The organism is Metapseudomonas phytobenefica (assembly GCF_043392685.1).
Lineage (GTDB): Bacteria > Pseudomonadota > Gammaproteobacteria > Pseudomonadales > Pseudomonadaceae > Metapseudomonas.
The window spans coordinates 214,021-233,928 of record NZ_JBHZGM010000001.1 but is presented as its reverse complement, the minus strand read 5'-3'; the positions used below and the strand labels follow the sequence as shown (position 1 = coordinate 233,928).

Below are 19,908 nucleotides of genomic sequence, written 5' to 3'. Positions count from 1 at the left end.
ACCATGCGCCAACCCCGGATCATCGACCGCAGCCGCGACGAGCACTTCATGCGCGAGGCCATTGCCCTGGCCCGGCAGGGGGCGGCGCTGGGCGAGGTGCCGGTGGGCGCGGTGCTGGTCAAGGATGGCGAGATAGTCGGGCGCGGCTTCAACTGCCCCATCTCCGGTCACGACCCCAGTGCCCATGCGGAAATGGTGGCGGTGCGCGATGCCGCCAGCCGCCTGGAGAACTACCGGCTGGTGGGCAGCACCCTGTACGTCACCCTGGAGCCCTGCAGCATGTGCGCCGGGCTCATCGTCCACTCGCGGATCACCCGCGTGGTCTACGGCGCCACCGAACCCAAGGCCGGCGTGGCGGTCAGCCGTGGCCAGTTCTTCGAGCAGGAATTCCTCAACCACCGGGTGCTGGTGGAGGGCGGGGTGCTGGCGCAGGAATGCAGCGAGATGCTGTCGGGGTTCTTCCAGGCGCGGCGCGCGGCGCGCAAGGAGTAGGACGGGCGTTCAGGTTTCGCTCGGCACCAGCCCGAGGGGCGGGCTCAGAGCTTCTCGTCCTGCCGGTCTTCCTGCGGGCGGGTCTTGTTGATGCCCGGCAGGTGGCTGGCGTTCTCGGCCAGTTGGCTGCCTTCCATCTGCGGCTGGGTCACCCAGGTGAGGATGTCGTAGTAGCGGCGGACGTTCTGCACGAAGTGCACCGTCTCGCCGCCGCGGGCGTAGCCGTAGCGGGTCTTGCGGTACCACTGCTTCTGCGACAGGCGCGGCAGCATCTTCTTCACGTCCAGCCACTTGTTCGGGTTCAGGCCCTCGGCCTTGGCCAGCTTGCGCGCGTCGCCCAGGTGGGCGATGCCGATGTTGTAGGCAGCCAGGGCGAACCAGGTGCGGTCGGGGTCCTTGAGGTCGTCGGAGAGACCGTCCTTGATCATGGTGAAGTACTTGCCGCCGCCGTGGATGCTCTGTTTGGCGTTCAAACGGTTGGATACGCCCATGGCCTTGGCTGTGCCCTCGGTCAGCATCATCAGGCCGCGCACGCCGGTCTTGGAGGTGGCGGTGGGCTGCCAGAGGGATTCCTGGTAGCCGATGGCCGCCAGCAGGCGCCAGTCCACCTCGTTCTTCTGTGAAGCCTGGCGGAAGTGCTGCTCGTACTTGGGCAGGCGCTGCTGCAGGTGTTTGGCGAAGGTGTAGGCGCCGACATAGCCGAGTACGTCGACGTGGCCGTAATAGCGGTCCTTCAGGCGCTGCAGGGTGCCATCCTTGCGGGCCTTGTCGAGGAAGGCATTGATCTCGTTGTAGAGGCTGTCGTCCTCGCCCGGCGCCATGGCCCAGGCCAGGCTGGTGGCGTCGCCCAGGTCGAAGGCCACTCGCACGTTGGGGAAGTAGACCTGGTTCATCGCCAGTTCGTTGGAGTCCACCAGGGTCAGGTCGATCTGGCCTTCGTCGACCATGCGCAGCAGGTCGACCACTTCCACTTCGTCGGATTCCTCGTACTTCAGCCCCGGCAGGGTGGCCTTCAGGGCCGCCAGCTGTTCGGCGTGGCTGCTGCCCTTGAGCACCAGGATGCGGCGGCCGACCAGATCGTTGGGGCGGGTAGGGCGGCGTTCACCGTTGCGGTAGATGACCTGGGGGGTGACGTCCAGGTAGGAATGGGAGAAGCGCACGTCCTGCTTGCGCGCATCGCTGGCCACCAGCCCGGCGGCTGCGAGCACCGGACCGTTGGCCTGGCCCAGGCGGAAGTAGAGGTCGTCCAGCTTGTCGGCGGTCTCGATCTTCAGCTCGACGCCCAGATCGTCGGCGAAGCGCTTGACCAGTTCGTACTCGAAGCCGGTCTCGCCGTTGCGGTCCTCGAAGTAGGTGGCCGGGCTGTTTCGGGTGATCACGCGTAGCACACCCTCCTCCTGTACGCGCTCGAGGGTGGTGGGCTGCTTGCAGCCGACGAGCATCAGGAAGAATCCGGTAGCCAGGGCCCAGAAAGCCCGACGTGTGCCGAACACGTGTCGATTTAGCATCCACGGAGTATACGCAAAGCCTGGCGGGCGCCATATCTCGACAGGGGGCATCTTCTCTGCTAGCTGCCGGGCGACACGAGGCACCTTCAGAGGTGCCGGAATGCGGCGCTTTGCGCTAGAATGCACGGCCTCCAAGCACACCCCCTTCCCCAGAGGCTGTCCCGAAGATGTTGATCCTGCGCGGTGCTCCCGCCCTTTCCGCTTTTCGCCACGGCAAACTGCTCGAGCAATTGACCCAAAAGGTCCCCGCCGTCAGCGGACTCTACGCCGAGTTCACCCACTTCGCCGAAGTGACTGGCGTACTCAGCGGGGAGGAAGAGCAAGTTCTGGCCCGCCTGCTCAAATACGGCCCCAGCGTCCCGGTACAGGAGCCAAGCGGCCGCCTGTTCCTGGTGGTACCGCGTTTCGGCACCATCTCGCCCTGGTCGAGCAAGGCCACCGACATCGCCCGCAACTGCGGCCTGGCCAAGATCGAGCGCCTGGAGCGCGGCATCGCCTACTACGTGGCCGGTGAGCTCAGCGACGCCGAAGCGCAACTCGTCGCCAGCACCCTGCATGACCGCATGACCCAGCTGGTGCTGGCCGGCCAGGAAGAGGCCGCCGGCCTGTTCAGCCACGCCCAGCCCAAGCCGCTGACCGCCGTGGACATCCTCGGTGGCGGCCGCGCTGCCCTGGAGAAGGCCAACGTCGAACTGGGCCTGGCGCTTGCCGAAGACGAAATCGACTACCTGGTGAAGAGCTTCAACGACCTGGGTCGCAACCCCCACGACGTCGAGCTGATGATGTTCGCCCAGGCGAACTCCGAGCACTGCCGCCACAAGATCTTCAACGCCAGCTGGGACATCGACGGCCAGGCGCAGGAGAAGAGCCTGTTCGGCATGATCAAGAACACCTACGAAATGCACCGCGAAGGCGTGCTGTCCGCCTACAAGGACAACGCTTCGGTGATCGAGGGCTTCACCGCCGGCCGCTTCTTCCCTGACCCGGTGACCCGCCAGTACGGCGCCACCCAGGAGCCGGTGCACATCCTGATGAAGGTGGAAACCCACAACCACCCGACCGCCATCGCCCCGTTCCCCGGCGCTTCCACCGGCTCCGGTGGTGAGATTCGCGATGAAGGCGCCACCGGCCGCGGCGCCAAGCCCAAGGCCGGCCTGACCGGTTTCACCGTTTCCAACCTGCAGATCCCTGGTTTCGAACAGCCCTGGGAAAAGCCCTACGGCAAGCCCGAGCGCATTGTCACCCCGCTGGACATCATGATCGAAGGCCCGCTGGGCGGCGCCGCGTTCAACAACGAGTTCGGCCGTCCGGCCCTGACCGGCTACTTCCGTACCTTCGAGCAGGCCATCGACACCCCCCACGGTGAGGAAGTGCGCGGCTATCACAAGCCGATCATGCTCGCCGGCGGCATGGGCAACATCCGCGCCGAACACGTGCAAAAGGGCGAGATTTCCGTCGGCGCCAAGCTGATCGTCCTCGGCGGCCCGGCCATGCTCATCGGCCTCGGCGGTGGCGCGGCTTCCTCCATGGCCACCGGCGCCAGCTCCGCCGACCTGGACTTCGCCTCGGTACAGCGCGACAACCCGGAAATGGAGCGTCGCTGCCAGGAAGTGATCGACCGCTGCTGGCAGCTGGGCTCGGAAAACCCCATCAAGTTCATCCACGACGTGGGTGCCGGCGGCATCTCCAACGCCCTGCCGGAACTGATCAACGACGGTGGCCGCGGCGGCCGCTTCGAACTGCGCGCCGTGCCCAACGATGAGCCGGGCATGAGCCCGCTGGAAATCTGGTGCAACGAGTCCCAGGAGCGCTACGTGCTCTCCGTGGACGCCGCCGACTTCGAGCGCTTCAAGGCTATCTGCGAGCGCGAGCGCTGCCCCTTTGCCGTGGTCGGCGAAGCGACCCAGGAGCGTCACCTGACCGTGGCCGACAGCCACTTCGGCAACAAGCCGGTGGACATGCCGCTGGAAGTCCTGCTCGGCAAGCCGCCGCGCATGCACCGTTCGGTCAGCCGCGAGGCCGAGCTGGGTGATGACTTCGCCGCCGCCGAACTGGACATCGAGGAAGCGGTCAGCCGCGTGCTGCACCACCCGGCCGTGGCCAGCAAGAACTTCCTGATCACCATCGGTGACCGCACCATCAGCGGCCTGGTGGCCCGCGATCAGATGGTCGGCCCCTGGCAGGTCCCGGTGGCCGATTGCGCCGTCACCGCCACCAGCTTCGACGTCTACACCGGCGAAGCCATGGCCATGGGCGAGCGCACTCCGCTGGCCCTGCTGAATGCCCCGGCATCCGGCCGCATGGCCGTGGGTGAAACCATCACCAACCTGGCGGCCGCGAAGATCGGAAAACTGGGCGACATCAAGCTCTCCGCCAACTGGATGGCCGCTGCCGGCCACCCGGGCGAAGACGCGCGCCTGTACGACACCGTCAAGGCCGTGGGTATGGAACTGTGCCCGGCGCTGGGCATCACCATCCCGGTGGGCAAGGACTCCATGTCCATGAAGACCCGCTGGCAGGATGAAGGCGCGGACAAGTCCGTCACCTCGCCGCTGTCGCTGATCGTCACCGGTTTCGCGCCGGTCACCGATGTGCGCAAGACCCTGACCCCGCAGCTGCGCCTGGACAAGGGCGAAACCGACCTGATCCTGGTCGACCTCGGCCGTGGCCAGAACCGCATGGGCGGCTCCATCCTCGCCCAGGTCTACAGCAAGATCGGCCAGCAGGTACCGGACGTCGACGATGCCGAAGACCTGAAAGCCTTCTTCGCCGTGATCCAGGGGCTGAACGCCGATGGCCACCTGCTGGCCTATCACGACCGCTCCGACGGCGGCCTGCTGGCCACCGTGCTGGAAATGGCCTTCGCCGGCCACTGCGGCCTGGACCTCTACCTCGACGCCCTGGCCGACAACCGTGAAGGCCTGGCCGCCGTCCTGTTCAACGAAGAACTGGGCGCGGTCATCCAGGTTCGCCAGGACGCCACGCCGGAAGTGCTGGCCCAGTTCAGCGCCGCCGGCCTCGGTGATTGTGTTGCCGTCATCGGCCAGCCGTTCAACGGCGCCAACGTTTCCATCAGCTTCAATGGCGAAGCCGTGTTCGGCGGCGAGCGCCGCATGCTGCAGCGCCAGTGGTCCGAGACCAGCTATCGTGTCCAGCGTCTGCGTGACAACGCCGATTGCGCCGACCAGGAGTTCGACGCACTGCTGGAAGAAGACAACCCCGGCCTGTCGGTCAAGCTCAGCTTCGACGTCAACCAGGACATCGCTGCGCCCTACATCAAGAAAGGCGTGCGTCCGCAGGTGGCGATCCTCCGCGAGCAGGGCGTCAACGGCCAGGTGGAAATGGCTGCCGCCTTCGACCGCGCCGGCTTCTCCGCCATCGACGTGCACATGAGCGACATCCTCGCCGGTCGCGTCAGCCTGGAAGACTTCAAGGGCCTGGTGGCCTGCGGCGGCTTCTCCTACGGCGACGTGCTCGGCGCTGGTGAAGGCTGGGCCAAGTCGATCCTGTTCAACAGCCGTGCCCGTGAAGGCTTCCAGGCCTTCTTCGAGCGCAAGGACAGCTTCGCCCTGGGCGTGTGCAACGGTTGCCAGATGATGTCCAACCTGCACGAGCTGATTCCCGGCACCGAGTTCTGGCCGCACTTCGTGCGCAACCGCTCGGAGCAGTTCGAAGCCCGCGTGGCCATGGTCCAGGTCCAGGAGTCGTCCTCGATCTTCCTGCGTGGCATGGCCGGTTCGCGCATGCCGATCGCCATCGCCCACGGCGAAGGCCATGCCGAATTCGAAAGCGAAGAGGCGCTGCTGGAAGCGGACCTGTCTGGTTGCGTGTCCCTGCGCTTCGTCGATACCCACGGCAAGGTCACCGAGACCTACCCGGCCAACCCCAACGGCTCGCCCCGTGGCATCACCGGCCTCACCAGCCGCGACGGCCGCGTGACCATCATGATGCCGCACCCGGAACGCGTATTCCGCGCCGTGCAGAACTCCTGGCGCCCGGATGAGTGGCAGGAAGACGGCGGCTGGATGCGCATGTTCCGCAACGCCCGCGTCTGGGTGGATTAAAAGGCCGCAGGCCATCTGATGACCCTCTCCCTTCAGGGAGAGGGTGCCCGAAGGGCGGGAGAGGGTTGTTTCAGCCAGCTCCTAGTAATTGGCCCGCTCGGACATCGACAGAAAAAGGCGGGAGAAGGCACTCTTCTCCCGCCTTTTTCGTTTCCTGTAGATCCTATGTAAAGGCCGCTCGCCGACGCCAGCTTCGGACAACGCTGTGGCGTTTCTGGAAAGGTGAGTATGGCTTCACCTTTATCGCCAGATGCACTTTCCCGTGGAGAACGCTTTTGCGCACCATGGGTCCAACTCGCCGTATGTGAACAGCGCCTCGGTAAAGTGAGGTCATAGTGCCATCATTGCCGAGTACGAACCCCTCGTTGGAACCACGCGGAGAACCCGATGTACAAGCTGTGTTTCTACGTTCCGGAAAGCCATCTGGAACCTGTGAAAAAAGCCATTTTCGCAGCCGGCGGGGGGCGCATCGGTGGCTATGACAGCTGCTGTTGGCAGGCGCTCGGACAGGGGCAGTTCCGTCCGCTCGAGGGCAGCAGTCCGTATCTGGGCCAGACCGGAACCGTCGAGCATGTAGCCGAATGGAAGGTGGAAATGGTCGTCGCCGACGAACTGATCCACGACGCGGTCAAGGCGCTGAAGAAGGCTCACCCATACGAGACTCCGGCCTTCGAGGTCTGGCGCCTTTCCGACCTGGTGTTCTGATCAGCGAAACGCCGCGCGGTAGGCTCCCGGCGTCGCGCCAACCGCCGCGCGGAAGCGATTGCTGAAGTGACTGGCACTGGCGAAGCCGCACGCCAGGGCAATCTCCCCAAGCGGCAACTCGCCATCGCGCAGCAGCTTGCGCGCCAGTTCCAGTCGGCGTGCCAGCACGTACTGGTGCGGCGGCATGCCGAAGCTCTCGCGGAACATCCGCGCGAAGTGATATTCCGACAGCGCCGCGTAGGCCGCCAGTTCGCCCAGGCTGATGGGTTCGGCCAGGCGATTGTCGATGTACTCCATGAGGCGCCGGCGCAGCACCGGCGCCAGTCCCCCTTTGAGGCGCAGCCCGTCACGTATCCCGGCCTGGGTCAGCAGGCTGTGGTGGATCATCTCGTGGGCCAGGCTGGTTGCGCGCAGGCGTTCGGCGGGTTCGTCCCAGTCCAGGGCGATCAGCTGGTGGAAATTCCGCGCCTGCTGCGGATCGTCGAGGAAGGTACGTTCGCGCAGCTGCAACTCACGGGGCTCCCGATCCAGCAGGGTGACCGCGGCCTGGGCGAAATGCTCGGCGCTGAAGTAGAGGTGGGCCAGGCGGATTTCGCCGTTGATCACCCATGAGGATTCATGCCCGGCAGGCAGGATGCACAGCTTGTCCGGCGCACCCTTGGTATCCGGACGTTCGCGGCGGAAGGTGCCGGTGCCGCCGGCCAGGTAGCAGGACAGCGTGTGCACCTTCGGTCCCTGGTAGTCGCGGGCGTCGTGATGATTGCTCCAGAGCGCCGCGCCCAGGCCGTCGCCCAGCTCCGCGCAATGCTCCAGGCGAGCGTTGGGCGAACTGCTGAGGGACTGGAAGACCTGGTGCTGATCGAGTAGCGACATGGGCAGGGCCGGCCGGTTGGCGAATGGAGTTCATGCTAACGCGCGCGGACGGACGCGGGCAGTCTCCCGACGAGATAAGCGCAAGTTTGTGCAAGCGGGGCAGAGGCGGCGGGCGGAGACTGGCTGCATCGAAACCGGAGTCACCCTGATGAACCTGTCCCTCTACCTGCTCACCGTCCTGATCTGGGGTACCACCTGGATTGCCATCAAGCTGCAGATGGGCAGCGTCGCCATCCCCGCGTCCATCGCCTACCGCTTTGCCCTGGCCGCCGCCGTGCTTTTCGCCATCCTCTTGCTCAGCCGCCGCCTGCAGAAGCTCGACGGCCGCGCCCAGATGATCTGCCTGGCCCAGGGCCTGTGCCTGTTCTGCGTCAACTTCATGTGCTTCTACACCGCCAGCCAGTGGATCCCCAGCGGCCTGATCGCCGTGGTGTTTTCCACCGCCACCCTGTGGAACGCCCTCAATGCACGGATCCTCTTCGGCCAGCGCATCGCGCCCAACGTGCTCGCCGGTGGCGGCCTCGGCCTTCTCGGCCTGGGGCTGCTGTTCTGGCCGGAGCTCTCGCACCACAGCGCCAGCCGCGAAACCCTCATCGGCCTGGGACTGGCCCTGCTCGGCACCCTGTGCTTTTCCGCTGGCAACATGCTTTCCAGCCTGCAACAGAAGGTCGGCCTCAAGCCGCTGACCACCAATGCCTGGGGCATGCTCTACGGCGCCCTGATGCTCAGCGCCTGGTGCCTGGTCAGCGGCACGCCGTTCGGCATGGAATGGAACACCCGCTACATCGGTTCGCTGCTCTACCTGGCGATTCCCGGTTCGGTGATCGGCTTCACCGCCTACCTGACCCTGGTCGGCCGCATGGGGCCGGAACGCGCGGCCTACTGCACCGTGCTGTTCCCGGTGGTGGCGCTGAACATCTCGGCTTTCGTCGAGGGCTACCAGTGGACTCTGCCGGCGCTGTTCGGCCTGGCCCTGGTGATGGCCGGCAACGTCCTGGTGTTCCGCAAGCCCAGGCCGGCCCTGCCTGCGGCTGCCACGACGGGCCGTGCATGAACCGGTCCGCGAAGGGGCGGTGGCGTCAGCGGAATCTGGCGAACACCCGTTCCGACAGCAGCACCGCAGCCATCAGCGGATAGCAGAGGTAATGCACCAGGAACAGCAGGACGCCCATGGGGCTGGGGGTGTCCTGCAGAGTCATCATCGCCAGCAGGCCGAGGTAGAGCAGCCCGAGCAGGCCGCCGTAACCGAGGACGATGCGCCAGCGCTCGCCCGACTGCGGTGCGCGGCGCTGGATGAAGCGGAAGGCCAGGGCCAGCAGGGCGGCCGTGGCGGCGGCGATCAGCAGGGTGGCGAAGATGCCGCCGATCTTGACGAAGCTGCGCAACAGCAAGTTCAGGACGATGGCCAGGGCCACGCCGCCGACGGCGTAGCGCAAGGGGAGCGACATGGTGGTTCCTCGGGACCGGGACGGGGATAACTCTAGCTGTTCGCGGGCCGCCTTGGGCCTCGCTGCGCTCAGACCAACCTGCGGGGGCGTCATAGCTCGACGCCGAGGCCGAAGCGCTTCTTCAGCACCCGGTCCAGCAGGGCTCTCGGCACCCAGCGCGCCAGCAGCGGCAGGGCGTGGCTGCCGTTACCGATGCGCACCAGTGCCGGACGCGGTTTGCGTTGCACCGCGGCAAGCAGGGTTCGGGCGAAGTCTTCGGCCGGCGTTGGGTGGTCCTGGGAGGCGCGGGCACGGGCGCGGATGCCTTCGCGCACCGGCCACCAGGGCGAGCTTTCGCTGATCAGGTTTTCCGCCTCGCGAGTGGCGCTGGCGCCGAAGCTGGAGGCGATGGCGCCGGGCTGCACTTCCATCAGGCCGATGCCGAAGGGCGCCAGTTCCAGGCGCAGGGCATCGGAGAGGGCATGCACCGCGGCCTTGGAGGCACAGTAGGCGCCGGCGAAGGGGGTGACCAGCACGCCGGAGACGCTGCCGATGTTCACCACCAGTCCGCGCCGCTTGCGCAGTAGCGGGAAGCAGGCGCGGGTCACATCCACCAGAGCGAAGACGTTGGTGTCGAACTGCTTGCGCAGGGCCGGGGCGCCGCCGTCCAGCAGCGGTCCCATGGCGCCGAAACCGGCGTTGTTGACCAGCACGTCGAGTCCGCCTTCCTCCTGCTCCAGCCGCTCGGCGAGGGTCGCCACAGCCGGCTGGTCATTCACGTCCAGCGCAACGGCGGTGAATCCGGCTGCTTCCAGGGCGGTCAGGTCCTGCGGCTTGCGGGCAGTCGCCCAGACGCTGTAGCCGGCGGCCTTGAAGGCCTCGGCCAGGGCGCGGCCGATGCCGCTGGAGCAACCGGTGATCAGGGCGGTGGGGGTGGGCATATTGGGTCCTTTGCTGAGGTGGCGTCCGCTTCACCCTCTCCCCAGCCCTCTCCCTGAAGGGCGAGGGGGGCGTCCGTGCCTTGGTTGAAGCTGGCGGGTATTGCTTGTCTCCCCTCTCCCGCTTGCGGGAGAGGGGCCGGGGGAGAGGGTGCTTTCAGTTCAGTCGACGAATGTGCCACGCAGATGGGTGGCGCGAAACTCCAGTGATCGTGCGCGATAACCCTGGCGAATGGGCGGTAGCACGAGGCAGTCCTGCCATTGCGCGCCAGGCTGCAGTTCGGAGGGGCCGAGGTAGCGCGGATGCTCGTAGCTGGGTTGGGCCAGGTTGATGGTGTCGCCAGGGCGGAAGGCCTGTACCTGCCAGGCGAGATCACGCAGTACCGCGTCGCTGCCATTGCGCACCCGGATCGACAACGGACGGTCGGCGGGGCAGCTTTGCGGGGCGTAGGCGAGCTGGATATCGAGGCGGGAGAAACGGCGTTCCGTGCCGCGTTCTTCCCAAAGCACCCAGAGGGCGATCAGCGCCAGGCCGAGCACGGCCGCCAGGGACAGCGGCAAGGCCTTGGCCGGGTAGCGCAGCAGCAGGATCAGCCAGGTGAGGATGAGGATGGTGCCGATGAGCATGAAGGGCCTCCTTGAGGCCCTCCATGCTAGCGCAAGCGCGACCCGGTATTGCACCGGGCCGGGCATCAGTGGGCGATGCTGGGCACCGTGGCGCTTTGCGGCGCGCGGCCGTAGACGTCATCCAGACGCTCGATGTCGTCCTCGCCCAGGTAGCTGCCGGACTGCACCTCGATGATCTCCAGCGGGATCTTGCCCGGGTTGGCCAGGCGGTGCACGGAGGCGATCGGGATGTAGGTCGACTGGTTCTCGGTGAGCAGGAACACCTTGTCGTCGCAGGTCACCTGGGCGGTGCCGGAAACCACGATCCAGTGTTCGGCGCGGTGGTGGTGCATCTGCAGCGAAAGCTGCGCACCCGGCTTCACCGTGATGTGCTTGACCTGGAAGCGGCCGCCCATGTCCACCGAGTCGTAGGACCCCCAGGGGCGGTACACCGCGCAGTGGTTCTGGGTTTCGCTGCGGCCATCGGCGTCCAGCCGGTTGACCAGCTGCTTCACGTCCTGCACGCGGTCCTTGTGGGCGATCATCATGGCGTCCTTGGTCTCGACCACTACCACGTCGTCCAGGCCGATCACCGACACCAGCTTGCCGTTGCCGTGGACCAGGCAGTTGTGGCTGTCCTGCACCACCACGTCGCCCTTGGTGACGTTGCCGTCGCGGTCCTTGTCGTGCACTTCCCAGATGGAGCTCCAGCTGCCCACGTCGTTCCAGCCGGCAGAGAGCGGCACCACGCAGGCGCGCTCGGTCTTTTCCATCACCGCGTAATCGATGGAGTTGTCCGGGCAGCAGGCGAAGGTGGCCGGGTCGATGCTTACTGCGATGCCGTCACGCTGGCTGCGCTCCAGGGCCAGTAGGCAGGTGTCGTAGATGTCCACGTCGTGGTGCTTGAGCTCTTCCAGGAAGCGGCTGGCGCGGAACAGGAACATGCCGCTGTTCCAGAAGTAGTCGCCGGACTCCACGTACTGGCGGGCGCGTTCTTCGTTCGGCTTCTCGACGAACTCGGCAACGCGGCTGATGCCATCGGGCAGGCGCACGTCGGCCTTGCCGCGGATGTAGCCATAACCGGTTTCCGGGCGCTCGGCGGGCACGCCGAAGAGCACCATCTCGCCCTTCTCGGCGGCGATGCTGCCCATTGCCAGGGCCTGCTGGAAAGCACGCTGGTCGCGCAGCACGTGGTCGGCCGGAAGCACCAGCATCAGCTCGTCGCGGCCTTCGGCCACCATCTGCATGGCGGCGATCGCCACCGCCGGCGCGGTGTTGCGGCCGAAGGGCTCGAGCAGCATGGCCTGGGCCTGGATGCCGACGGCGTCGAGCTGCTCCTGCACGATGAAGCGGTGATCCTGGTTGGCCACCAGGACGGCCTGTTGCATGCCGTCGAAGTTCAGGCGCTGCAGGGTCTGCTGGAACAGGGTCTGTTCGCCGGTGAGGGCGAGGAACTGCTTGGGATACTGCTTGCGCGAAAGAGGCCAGAGGCGAGAGCCGCTACCGCCAGAGAGGATCACGGGAATCATGGTGTTTCTCCTAGAACTGTCATGGGTTGAGGGCACTGCTTCCATCGATCACATTTCTTTCTTTCCCGCCCTCTGCGTGGCGGGTAATGACCGGCGCGGTGCGTCCCGCGCCGGTTCTCGCTCCGTTGAGGCCTGGTCTCAGGATTCGGCCGGGCGCTTGACCCAGACCGGGGAGAGCTTGCCGCCGCTGCCGGTGATGTAGAGGCAGACCACCTCACCGCGCTGCAGGGACACTGGCTTGAGGTCGCTGACCTTGCGGCTGCCGTCGAACAGGGCGAGGCCGACTTTCACCGGGTTGATCTCGCGCTCGCCACGGCCCTGCGGAGCCACGTCCTCGACGACCGGGGTCTTGCCGTCGGCGGTTTTCAGGGTGAGCTTCGCGTCGGACAGGTTCTGTACCCGCAGCAGGGCCTTCTGCTTGTTGGTGAAGGGCGGTTCTTCCACCAGCTGCGGCTGCTTGCCGGTCTGGTTGACCAGGGTGTAGTAGCGGTCAGCTTCCAGCTTCACCGAGAGGTTGTTGCTGCCGACCTGGGCGCTGTAGTTGCCTGCCGGGAGGAACTTGAAGTCGCTGGAGCCGAGCGGCGGGACGTCGGTCAGCGCGGTGTTGCCGACGTTAATGCTGAGCTCGCTGCTGCCGGCGTTGTAGGCGCGGACGAATGCCGAGCCCTTGGGCGCCTGCGGGCCGTACAGGCCACCTTCATCGGCCTGGGCCTGCAGGGCGCCGAGGCCGAGCACGAGGGCGCAGGCATAAGACGTCCAGCTGCGGTTGTTCTGTCGGTTCATGAGGTGTACCTCCACTTTCTCTTGATCGGGCCGGTTTCGGCCCTGTTTGCCCCTTGCGAGGGGAGATTCAGTTACCCGGGCGCGCAGCCAGGCGTTCATCGGGGCCGGCGCCCTTGCGCAGGCTGGCGATCCATTCAGGGTCGAAGTCGGACAGGTCGCTCAGCATCGGCAGGTAGCGTTCCGGGAACTCCCAGATCACCAGCTGCGGCGGGGCGTCCTTGAGTTCGTCGCTCTTGAGGTACTTGAGCATCGGCAGGATCGGCCCGTGGCCGTCCTCGGCGTGGTTGACCAGGTCGCGCTGCAGGGCCTGGCGCAGGGCACCGGCGAAGTTCCACTTGTCGTTGGCGCTGTAGCTGGTGCCCACCAGCACCACCGGCACATCGTTTTCGGCGAACAGGGCGTCGTCGCTGGCGGCCCCTTCGCTTTCGCTGCGGGTGGCGCGTTTCTGCAGCTGGTCCGGAGCCGGCATCAGGTTCTCGAACAGCGGGTCAAGGGGCAGAAAGCGGGTCAGGTCGCCCTTGTAGGTATCCACGCCCTGGATGTCGGTCACGTAGGGCTGCGGGTCGCCGCGCAGGCTCATGGCCTGGCCCACGGCCCTGCCCAGGCTGCCGGCCGCCACTTCGGCGCCCAAGGGTGTCCAGTGGGTGTCGGTGCGCAGGAATACCTGGCCCTGGTCCTTGGCCCGTTCCAGCGGGGCGAGCAGGTCGGGGGCGGTGATCCCGGCCTTGCGCGCGGCGCCACGGAAGCGCTCGTAGAGGTCCTGGCGCAGGGCGGTCGGGGTGGCCTCGCCGAGGTGTTCGGGATAGAGCCGCGACTTGGCCGGAACGATGGCCAGCAGGAGTTTCACGTCATGCCGTTGCAGCTCGTCGCGTACGCCGCGGATCAGCGCCAGGTTGTCGCGCATGTGGCGCGCGCCGTCGGCCACCGGGTCGAGCTCTTCATTGGAGAACAGCCAGCCGTTCTGGCCGATGACCACGCCCTGGCGGCCTTCGCCGAACAGCTTGTAGTCCAGCAGCGCCCAGAGGTTGGTGCCCAGTTGCTTGACTGGGAACTGGTCGTCGTAGCGCTTCTCGAAGGCCTGCGCCAGCTTGCCGTCCAGCACGCTGGTTTCGCTGGCCACGGAAAAGCCGAACACCGCGCGCAGGGACCACAGGCTGAGGGCCAGCAGCAGGGCGCAGAAAAGCAGGATGTAGAGCAGGTTCAGGGTTCTGTTCATGGTCGGCTCCACTCAGAACTGGAAGTACAGGAAGGGCGAGAAGCTCTGCGCCGAGAGCTTCAGCACCGAGGCGGCGAACAGCAGGAGCACGGCGGCGTGGAAGGCGAGGGCGCCGAGCTTCACGCGGCTGGTGGCAAGGCTGACGCTGCCGTCCGCATTGATGGCGATCCCCTCGTCCTCATCGCGGGCCTTCGCCTTGGGCGCGCCGGCCAGCGGCTGGGCGTAGAACTGGCGGATGCCGAATACGGCCAGCACCACGTAGGCCAGCACCAGAGTGGCGATCTGCAGGCTGGTGAGCTGGGCGCGGTTGAGCTCGGAAAGGCTCCAGTCACCGAAGCTGAACATGGCGGCGTACATGCGCCAGGCCACGTCCAGGTTCTCGGCGCGGAAGATCACCCAGCCGATCACCACCAGCAGGAAGGTGAAGGCCCATTTCAGCGGGTTGAGTGCGCGCGGGGCGGCGTTCACGCCCAGGGCGCGTTCGATGGCCAGCCAGGTGCCGTGCCAGGCGCCCCAGATGATGTAGGTGAAGTTGGCGCCGTGCCACAGACCGCCCAGGAGCATGGTGAGGAACAGGTTGCGGTAAGTCTGGAAAGTGCCGCCACGGTTGCCGCCCAGGCTGATGTACAGGTAGTCCCGCAGCCAGGTGGACAGGCTGATGTGCCAGCGCCGCCAGAACTCGGTGATGGACTGGCTGATGTACGGCTGGTTGAAGTTCTCCATGAAGCGGAAGCCCATCATCAGGCCGAGGCCGATGGCCATGTCGCTGTAGCCGGAGAAGTCGAAGTACAGCTGCGCGGTGTAGGCCAGCGCGCCGAGCCAGGCATCTCCGGTGGTCGGGTCGGAAAGGGCGAAGCAGTGGTCGGCGATCGGCGCGATGCTGTCGGCGATGAAGACCTTCTTGATGAAGCCCTGCATGAAGCGCGTGCAGCCTTCGGCGAACTTGTCCACGGTGTGGGTGCGGTGGTTGAACTGGTCCACCAGGTCGCGGAAGCGCAGCACGGGGCCGGCGATCAGGTGCGGGAAGATCGCCACGAAGGCCGCGAAGTCGATCAGGTTGTGCGTCGCCGGGGTGTCGCCGCGGTAGACGTCGATGATGTAGCTGATGGACTCGAAGACGTAGAAGGAGATCCCGATCGGCAGCAGGATGTGCGTGAGCACGAAGGGCTCCATGCCGAACGAGGTGATGATGGCATTGAGGCTGTCGACGCCGAAGTTGGCGTACTTGAAGTAGCCGAGGACGCACAGGTCCACCACCACGCCGAGGATCAGCCATTTCTGTGCCGAGCGGGTGCGCACGCCGGCCGCGCCGATGCGCAGGCCGATCCAGTAGTTGAACACCGTGACGGCGGCGAACAGCGCCAGGAAGTCGATGCGCCACCAGGCGTAGAAGATGTAGCTGGCGACCAGCAACAAGAGGTTTCTGTAGCGTGTCCCGACCAGGTAGTACAAGCCGAGGAATGTCGGCAGGAACAGGAACAGGAACACGTTGGAAGAAAAGACCATCCGAGTCTCTCCGTTGAACGTTTGATGTCAGGCCCGCCTGTGGGGCGGGGGCGTTTTGCTCCCCACTCCCTGAAGGGAGTGGGGAGGCAGGCAGTCCGCACGGACAGCCCCCTCTCCCGCTTGCGGGAGAGGGTTGGGGAGAGGGCGCTTCTGCTAGCTGCCCCCCGCCTTCTTCGGGTTGAAGACCTGGGTCACGTCCCCGCCGAGGCGGAAGGTCTTATAGGGGCCCATCTCGTCCTTGCGTTCGAGGGTTTCGGCCGAGCAGCGGTAGAGCGCGCACCAGGGCTCCAGCCAGGAGAACTTGCTGTGTTTCTTCAGCTCGCTCATGTCCTGGCCCTTGCCGGCCTTGTCGCGGAAGGCATCCTGGTCATCCACGCCGGCCAGCACCTTCTCGCCGAGGCGGCGCAGCGCGCCGTCGTTCTCCTGGCGCAGGTCCACGCCGTTGGCCTGGGCGAAGCTGGCGATCATCGCCAGCGGTGGCAGGCTGTAGTTGTGGTAAGCCAGGGCGCGCTGGCGGCGCTTGAGTTCGTTGGGCAGGAAACCGTCCTTATCCACCTGGCCGGCGGCCACGCGGAACTGCGCCACCGACCAGTCGAAAAGGTCCTGGCGGTTGGTCGCCACCGCGGTGGCCATCACCGACCAGGCTGCCCAGTAGGAGTGGTTGTTGATCTTCTTCAGCGGCAGGCCGCTCCAGTCGTGCACCACCTGGTCGGCCAGGCGCGAGAACCAGGATTCGATCACCCGGGTCTGCGCGGCGTAGGGCGCCAGCGGCTGCGACTCGGAGAACTTCAGGCGCAGATAGGCCGATGCCATGCTGCCCAGCGCCCATTTGCGCATGGACATGCCGGTGTGGTTGTACTCGGTACTCAGCAGGGCATTGGCCCTGGCCCAGCTATCCAGCCATTGCAGGCTGCATTCGAGCTGGGTGCGCTGGCCCTTGCGCATGTAGTTCGTGACCATGTTGCTGACGCCGCGCTCCATCTCGGTGATGGACGCGGTCTTCTCGCGGAAGGCCTTTTCCGCTTTCGGGTTGAGCGTGGAGCGGGCCTTGTCGGAGCCTTCGTACTTGCTGCGGAACTCCAGCTTGGCGGTGTAGGGCGCCGGGGGCGCCTTGCAGGTGCCGCCGGACCTGGCGTCGGCGGGGACGGGCGCGAAATAGCCCCTGGGTGGCACCAGGTCGGCGGCATGGCTCTGCCCGGCGAGCAGCATGCCCGCGAGCAGGGGAACGATCAGCCAGTGTCTGGTGTTCATGGGTACCTCCTCTTCCTCACTCGGCGTTGGCCGTGAGGGCGCCGCCGCCCTTGCCGGGACGCGCGCAGACGCTGACGTCGACGCTGAGTTCCTGGGGCATGGGTTCGGGGCTGTGAATTTCCAGGGCGAGCATGTTCAGGTCGGCCCAGTCGGCTTCATTGCGCAGCTCGAAGGCGTAGCGCCCGCCGGTATCGATGCGGTCGCTCTGTTCCAGCTTGAAGTTCTCGCGGCGGCCGTTGAGGTACCAGACGGTGGTCTTCAACTCATGGATGGACGGATCGCTGAGGCGCAGGTCCACCTGGTAGTCGCCCCCGCGCAGGGGCAGGCCATTGCTGTTGACCAGCACCTCGTTGGCGCCGGGTTTCAGCCTGACCTTGTTCTTCAGCACCCTGGGCCGGTCTTCGCAGCCGTTGTTCACCATCGGCACCGCCTGGCGATAGAAGCTCGCCTGGGCCATGTCGTAGTGGGTGGCGAACTCCCAGATCAGCACCTTCGGCGGGTTCTCGTGGAATTCCTTGCTGCTCATGTACTGCATCAGGGCGCTTTCGAAACCGCCGCCGCTGACCGCCATGTTGAGCACCTCGGCGCCACTGTGCTGCTGCAGGAAACCGGCGAAGTTGTAGGCCGGGCCACTGTTACTGGTGCCCACCAGCACCACCTGCGGGTTGGACTCGTCGCCGAACAGGCTGTCGCCGCCATCGCCGGCGGTTTCGGTCTCGTAGCGGTCGACGTACTGGGTGGCGTAGCCGGTGCCGCAGAACTGCGCGGCGGTCTTGTGCAGGGTGCCGGCCTTGGGCAGCAGGCCCACCACCTTGCTCTGGTATTCCTTCTTGGGGATGGCGTCGAAGCCGGGAATCTGCTTGAGGGTCTCGGCCACCAGCCGGGCGGTGCGCTCGGCACCGGCCGGGGTCCAGTGGTGGTCGGCCTTGAAGTAGTAGGCGGTGTCCACGCCCTTCTCGTCGAACAGCGGCGAGAGGTCGGTCACCCAGATGCCGGCCTTGCGGAAGCGCTCCACGGCGGCGAGGTAGTTCTTCTTCGCCAGGTCGTAGTCGAAGCGGGCCTTCTCTTCCGGAGTCAGCTTCTCGCGATCGATCAGGCCGCGGGTGGGCTGGTAGACCACCATCAGCTCGACACCTTTGGCCTTGAGCGAATCGCGCAGGCGCTTGAGCTGGCTCCAGCCGAACGGCGTGGTGCCGAAGTCGGTACGCAGGTCGTACTGGGTACGGAACAGCCAGTCGCCCTGTCCCTGCACCAGGGTGGTGAAGAAGCTCAGGTACTTGGTGTTGTAGTTGGCCGGATTCTGCGCCGCGGCACAGAGCGGGCCGGTCGCCTGCACGCTGTACTCCGGTGCCGCGTGCGCGCCCTGGGTGGCGGCCAGCAGGGCGGCGGCCAGGGCGGAGGGGGTGAACCACTTGCGGGATAGTCTGGTCATGGGCGGGTACCTCAGTCCTGGAGCTCGGCCTGGCTTTCGACGGGGTCGATCAGCACCGCTTTCTTGCGGCGCACCATCAGGTCGAGGATTTCGTCCTGCTTTTCGCCGAGTACGCCGGCGAAGCTGATGCCGGTGGATTTGCTCGGGGCGAGCATTTCGACGCGGTACAGCTCGACCGACAGCGGCGAGTCGATGGAAATGGGGCTGGAACCGTTGCCGGCGAGCTTGCCGCCCACCAGGATCAGCGAGACCTTGGTGTCGAAGGGGTCGAGCTTGACGTTACGGTCGGTGTTGGAGAGGTCCTTGATGTGGCCGTACACGCCGGTCAGGCCATTGGCCGCCGAGAGGTTCTCGTACAGGCGGATGTTCACGCTGTTGCGCACACGGATGCCGTGGCGCTGGTTGCCGAGAATCTTGTTGCCCCACAGCAGGTTGTTCGAGCTCTCGTAGAGGGTGATGCCGTCGGAGTGGTTCTGGTACACCTCGTTCCAGGCCACGAGATTGTTTACCGAGTTACGGTCGATGACGATGCCCGAAAGCTTGTTGTCGTAGGACTTGTTGTGAACGATCCAGCTGTCGTCCACCTCGCGGGAGACGATGATCCCGTGTTTCTTCTTGGTCCCGAAGACAGTGTTGTGGGCGATGAGCAGCCCCTTGGAGCGGTCGTGGGGGTCAATGCCGTAGACGATGTTGTCGCGGTAGGTATTGCCCTTGATGACCACGTTCTCGGCTTCGAAGCAGTAGAAGCCGTACCAGTGGTCGACGAACTCCGAATCCAGCAGCCAGCCGGTGGGCGCGGCGCGCTTCAGGCGCTTGGCCTGGCCGGGGGTGTACTGGGTGATGGAGACGCCGTAGGACTTGGAGTTGTCGTAGCCGAGGCTCGTGACCTTGCTGCCGACGATGTACAGCTCGCTGCCGCCCCAGGACACCAGGAACGGGCGGAATTCCTCGGGTTTGCGGAACCAGGCCGGCGCCTTGTTCTTCTCGTTCCAGGCGGTGAGTCGGGTGCCGGTGACGAACAGCTTGCCGTCGTTGACCAGGAAGGCGCCGCGCTCCTGGGAGAGGCGGAAATCCCTGGTCTCCTTGCCGATCTCCAGGCTCGCGCCCTGGGCCACCACCAGCGGCAGGCGGGCGAGGTACACGCCTGGCTCGGTCTCGCTGAACTGGCTGTCGGGCAGGGCCCTGGCCAGGTCCTGCGGCGTCACGTGGCCGCCCTCGACGAAGATCGCCTGGGGCATGCCGTGCTGGCGCCGGACCCATTCGCGCAAGCGATCGTTGCCGCCGATGAAGTCCTTCAGCGCATCCTGCTGGAGCATGCGCCGGACCACCACGCGGCCACGGGTGCCACGGTCGATCTTCGCCTCCACGGCCTCAGCCGTGTAGCCGCTCATGTCCGGCAGTTCGGGCGTGTCCAGGTGCAACTGCTCGACGGGCGCGGTGAGCACCTTGTAGTTCTTGATCGGCTTGAGTTGCTGGGTCAGCTCCGCACCCTGGACCCAGGGCGCGGCGAACTGCAGGGCGCCAAGTATGACGCCGCCTGCCAGCAGTGTGGTTCCCATGCCACGTTTCATGGCTGTT

Annotated in this window: 16 protein-coding genes; 4 read left to right on the top strand and 12 right to left on the bottom strand. The window is 66.0% G+C overall.

Annotation, left to right across the window (positions count from 1 at the left end; translation table 11 throughout):
• Positions 1-3: 3 nt before the first annotated feature.
• Complete coding sequence (tadA, locus tag ACFW0B_RS01060) at positions 4-492, top strand: tRNA adenosine(34) deaminase TadA (protein WP_449146108.1); 489 nt, start codon at positions 4-6, stop codon at positions 490-492.
• 44 nt (positions 493-536) lie between these two features.
• Here tadA and mltF read toward each other — a convergent pair whose 3' ends face one another.
• Positions 537-2,000, bottom strand: coding sequence for a membrane-bound lytic murein transglycosylase MltF (mltF, locus tag ACFW0B_RS01055; protein ID WP_449146107.1), 1,464 nt, complete (start codon positions 1,998-2,000; stop codon positions 537-539).
• A 167-nt stretch (positions 2,001-2,167) separates the two neighbouring features.
• Between mltF and purL the strand changes: the two genes are divergently transcribed.
• Together purL and ACFW0B_RS01045 are read left to right on the top strand one after the other, a co-directional pair.
• Positions 2,168-6,064 carry a phosphoribosylformylglycinamidine synthase gene (gene purL, locus ACFW0B_RS01050; RefSeq protein WP_449146106.1) on the top strand — a complete coding sequence of 1,299 codons (3,897 nt, stop codon included), beginning with the start codon at positions 2,168-2,170 and terminating at the stop codon, positions 6,062-6,064.
• A 387-nt stretch (positions 6,065-6,451) separates the two neighbouring features.
• A complete protein-coding gene (locus tag ACFW0B_RS01045) occupies positions 6,452-6,769 on the top strand; it encodes a YqfO family protein (RefSeq protein ID WP_449146105.1) in 318 nt (105 codons plus the stop codon).
• On the opposite strand, the gene ACFW0B_RS01040 is transcribed toward ACFW0B_RS01045, so the two are convergent.
• On the bottom strand, positions 6,770-7,642 hold the full coding sequence (locus ACFW0B_RS01040) for a helix-turn-helix domain-containing protein (RefSeq protein ID WP_449146104.1): 873 nt from the start codon (positions 7,640-7,642) through the stop codon (positions 6,770-6,772). It abuts the gene before it with no gap.
• Between the two features lie 148 nt (positions 7,643-7,790).
• On the opposite strand from ACFW0B_RS01040, the gene ACFW0B_RS01035 reads away from it, so the two are divergent.
• Positions 7,791-8,696 carry a DMT family transporter gene (locus ACFW0B_RS01035; protein ID WP_449146103.1) on the top strand — a complete coding sequence of 302 codons (906 nt, stop codon included), beginning with the start codon at positions 7,791-7,793 and terminating at the stop codon, positions 8,694-8,696.
• Positions 8,697-8,721: 25 nt separating this feature from the next.
• On the opposite strand, the gene ACFW0B_RS01030 is transcribed toward ACFW0B_RS01035, so the two are convergent.
• The 10 genes from ACFW0B_RS01030 to algG all read right to left on the bottom strand — a co-directional run bounded on the left by ACFW0B_RS01030 (position 8,722) and on the right by algG (position 19,889).
• On the bottom strand, positions 8,722-9,090 hold the full coding sequence (locus ACFW0B_RS01030) for a hypothetical protein (RefSeq protein ID WP_449146102.1): 369 nt from the start codon (positions 9,088-9,090) through the stop codon (positions 8,722-8,724).
• Between the two features lie 89 nt (positions 9,091-9,179).
• Positions 9,180-10,010 (bottom strand): SDR family oxidoreductase, encoded by an 831-nt coding sequence (locus ACFW0B_RS01025; RefSeq protein WP_449146101.1) that lies wholly within the window; start codon positions 10,008-10,010, stop codon positions 9,180-9,182.
• Between the two features lie 159 nt (positions 10,011-10,169).
• Positions 10,170-10,634, bottom strand: coding sequence for a multidrug transporter (locus ACFW0B_RS01020; protein ID WP_449146100.1), 465 nt, complete (start codon positions 10,632-10,634; stop codon positions 10,170-10,172).
• A 65-nt stretch (positions 10,635-10,699) separates the two neighbouring features.
• Positions 10,700-12,142 (bottom strand): mannose-1-phosphate guanylyltransferase/mannose-6-phosphate isomerase, encoded by a 1,443-nt coding sequence (locus tag ACFW0B_RS01015; protein ID WP_449146099.1) that lies wholly within the window; start codon positions 12,140-12,142, stop codon positions 10,700-10,702.
• A 138-nt stretch (positions 12,143-12,280) separates the two neighbouring features.
• On the bottom strand, positions 12,281-12,925 hold the full coding sequence (locus ACFW0B_RS01010) for an alginate O-acetyltransferase AlgF (protein ID WP_449146098.1): 645 nt from the start codon (positions 12,923-12,925) through the stop codon (positions 12,281-12,283).
• A gap of 67 nt (positions 12,926-12,992) precedes the next feature.
• Positions 12,993-14,141 (bottom strand): alginate O-acetyltransferase, encoded by a 1,149-nt coding sequence (locus ACFW0B_RS01005; RefSeq protein WP_449146097.1) that lies wholly within the window; start codon positions 14,139-14,141, stop codon positions 12,993-12,995.
• A 12-nt stretch (positions 14,142-14,153) separates the two neighbouring features.
• Complete coding sequence (locus ACFW0B_RS01000) at positions 14,154-15,647, bottom strand: MBOAT family O-acyltransferase (RefSeq protein WP_449146096.1); 1,494 nt, start codon at positions 15,645-15,647, stop codon at positions 14,154-14,156.
• A gap of 153 nt (positions 15,648-15,800) precedes the next feature.
• Positions 15,801-16,898, bottom strand: coding sequence for a mannuronate-specific alginate lyase (locus ACFW0B_RS00995; RefSeq protein WP_449146095.1), 1,098 nt, complete (start codon positions 16,896-16,898; stop codon positions 15,801-15,803).
• Positions 16,899-16,914: 16 nt separating this feature from the next.
• Positions 16,915-18,330: an alginate O-acetyltransferase gene (locus ACFW0B_RS00990; protein WP_449146094.1), complete on the bottom strand. Its 1,416-nt coding sequence runs from the start codon at positions 18,328-18,330 to the stop codon at positions 16,915-16,917.
• 11 nt (positions 18,331-18,341) lie between these two features.
• Positions 18,342-19,889, bottom strand: coding sequence for a mannuronan 5-epimerase AlgG (algG, locus tag ACFW0B_RS00985; protein WP_449146093.1), 1,548 nt, complete (start codon positions 19,887-19,889; stop codon positions 18,342-18,344).
• Between the last annotated feature and the right edge of the window lie 19 nt (positions 19,890-19,908).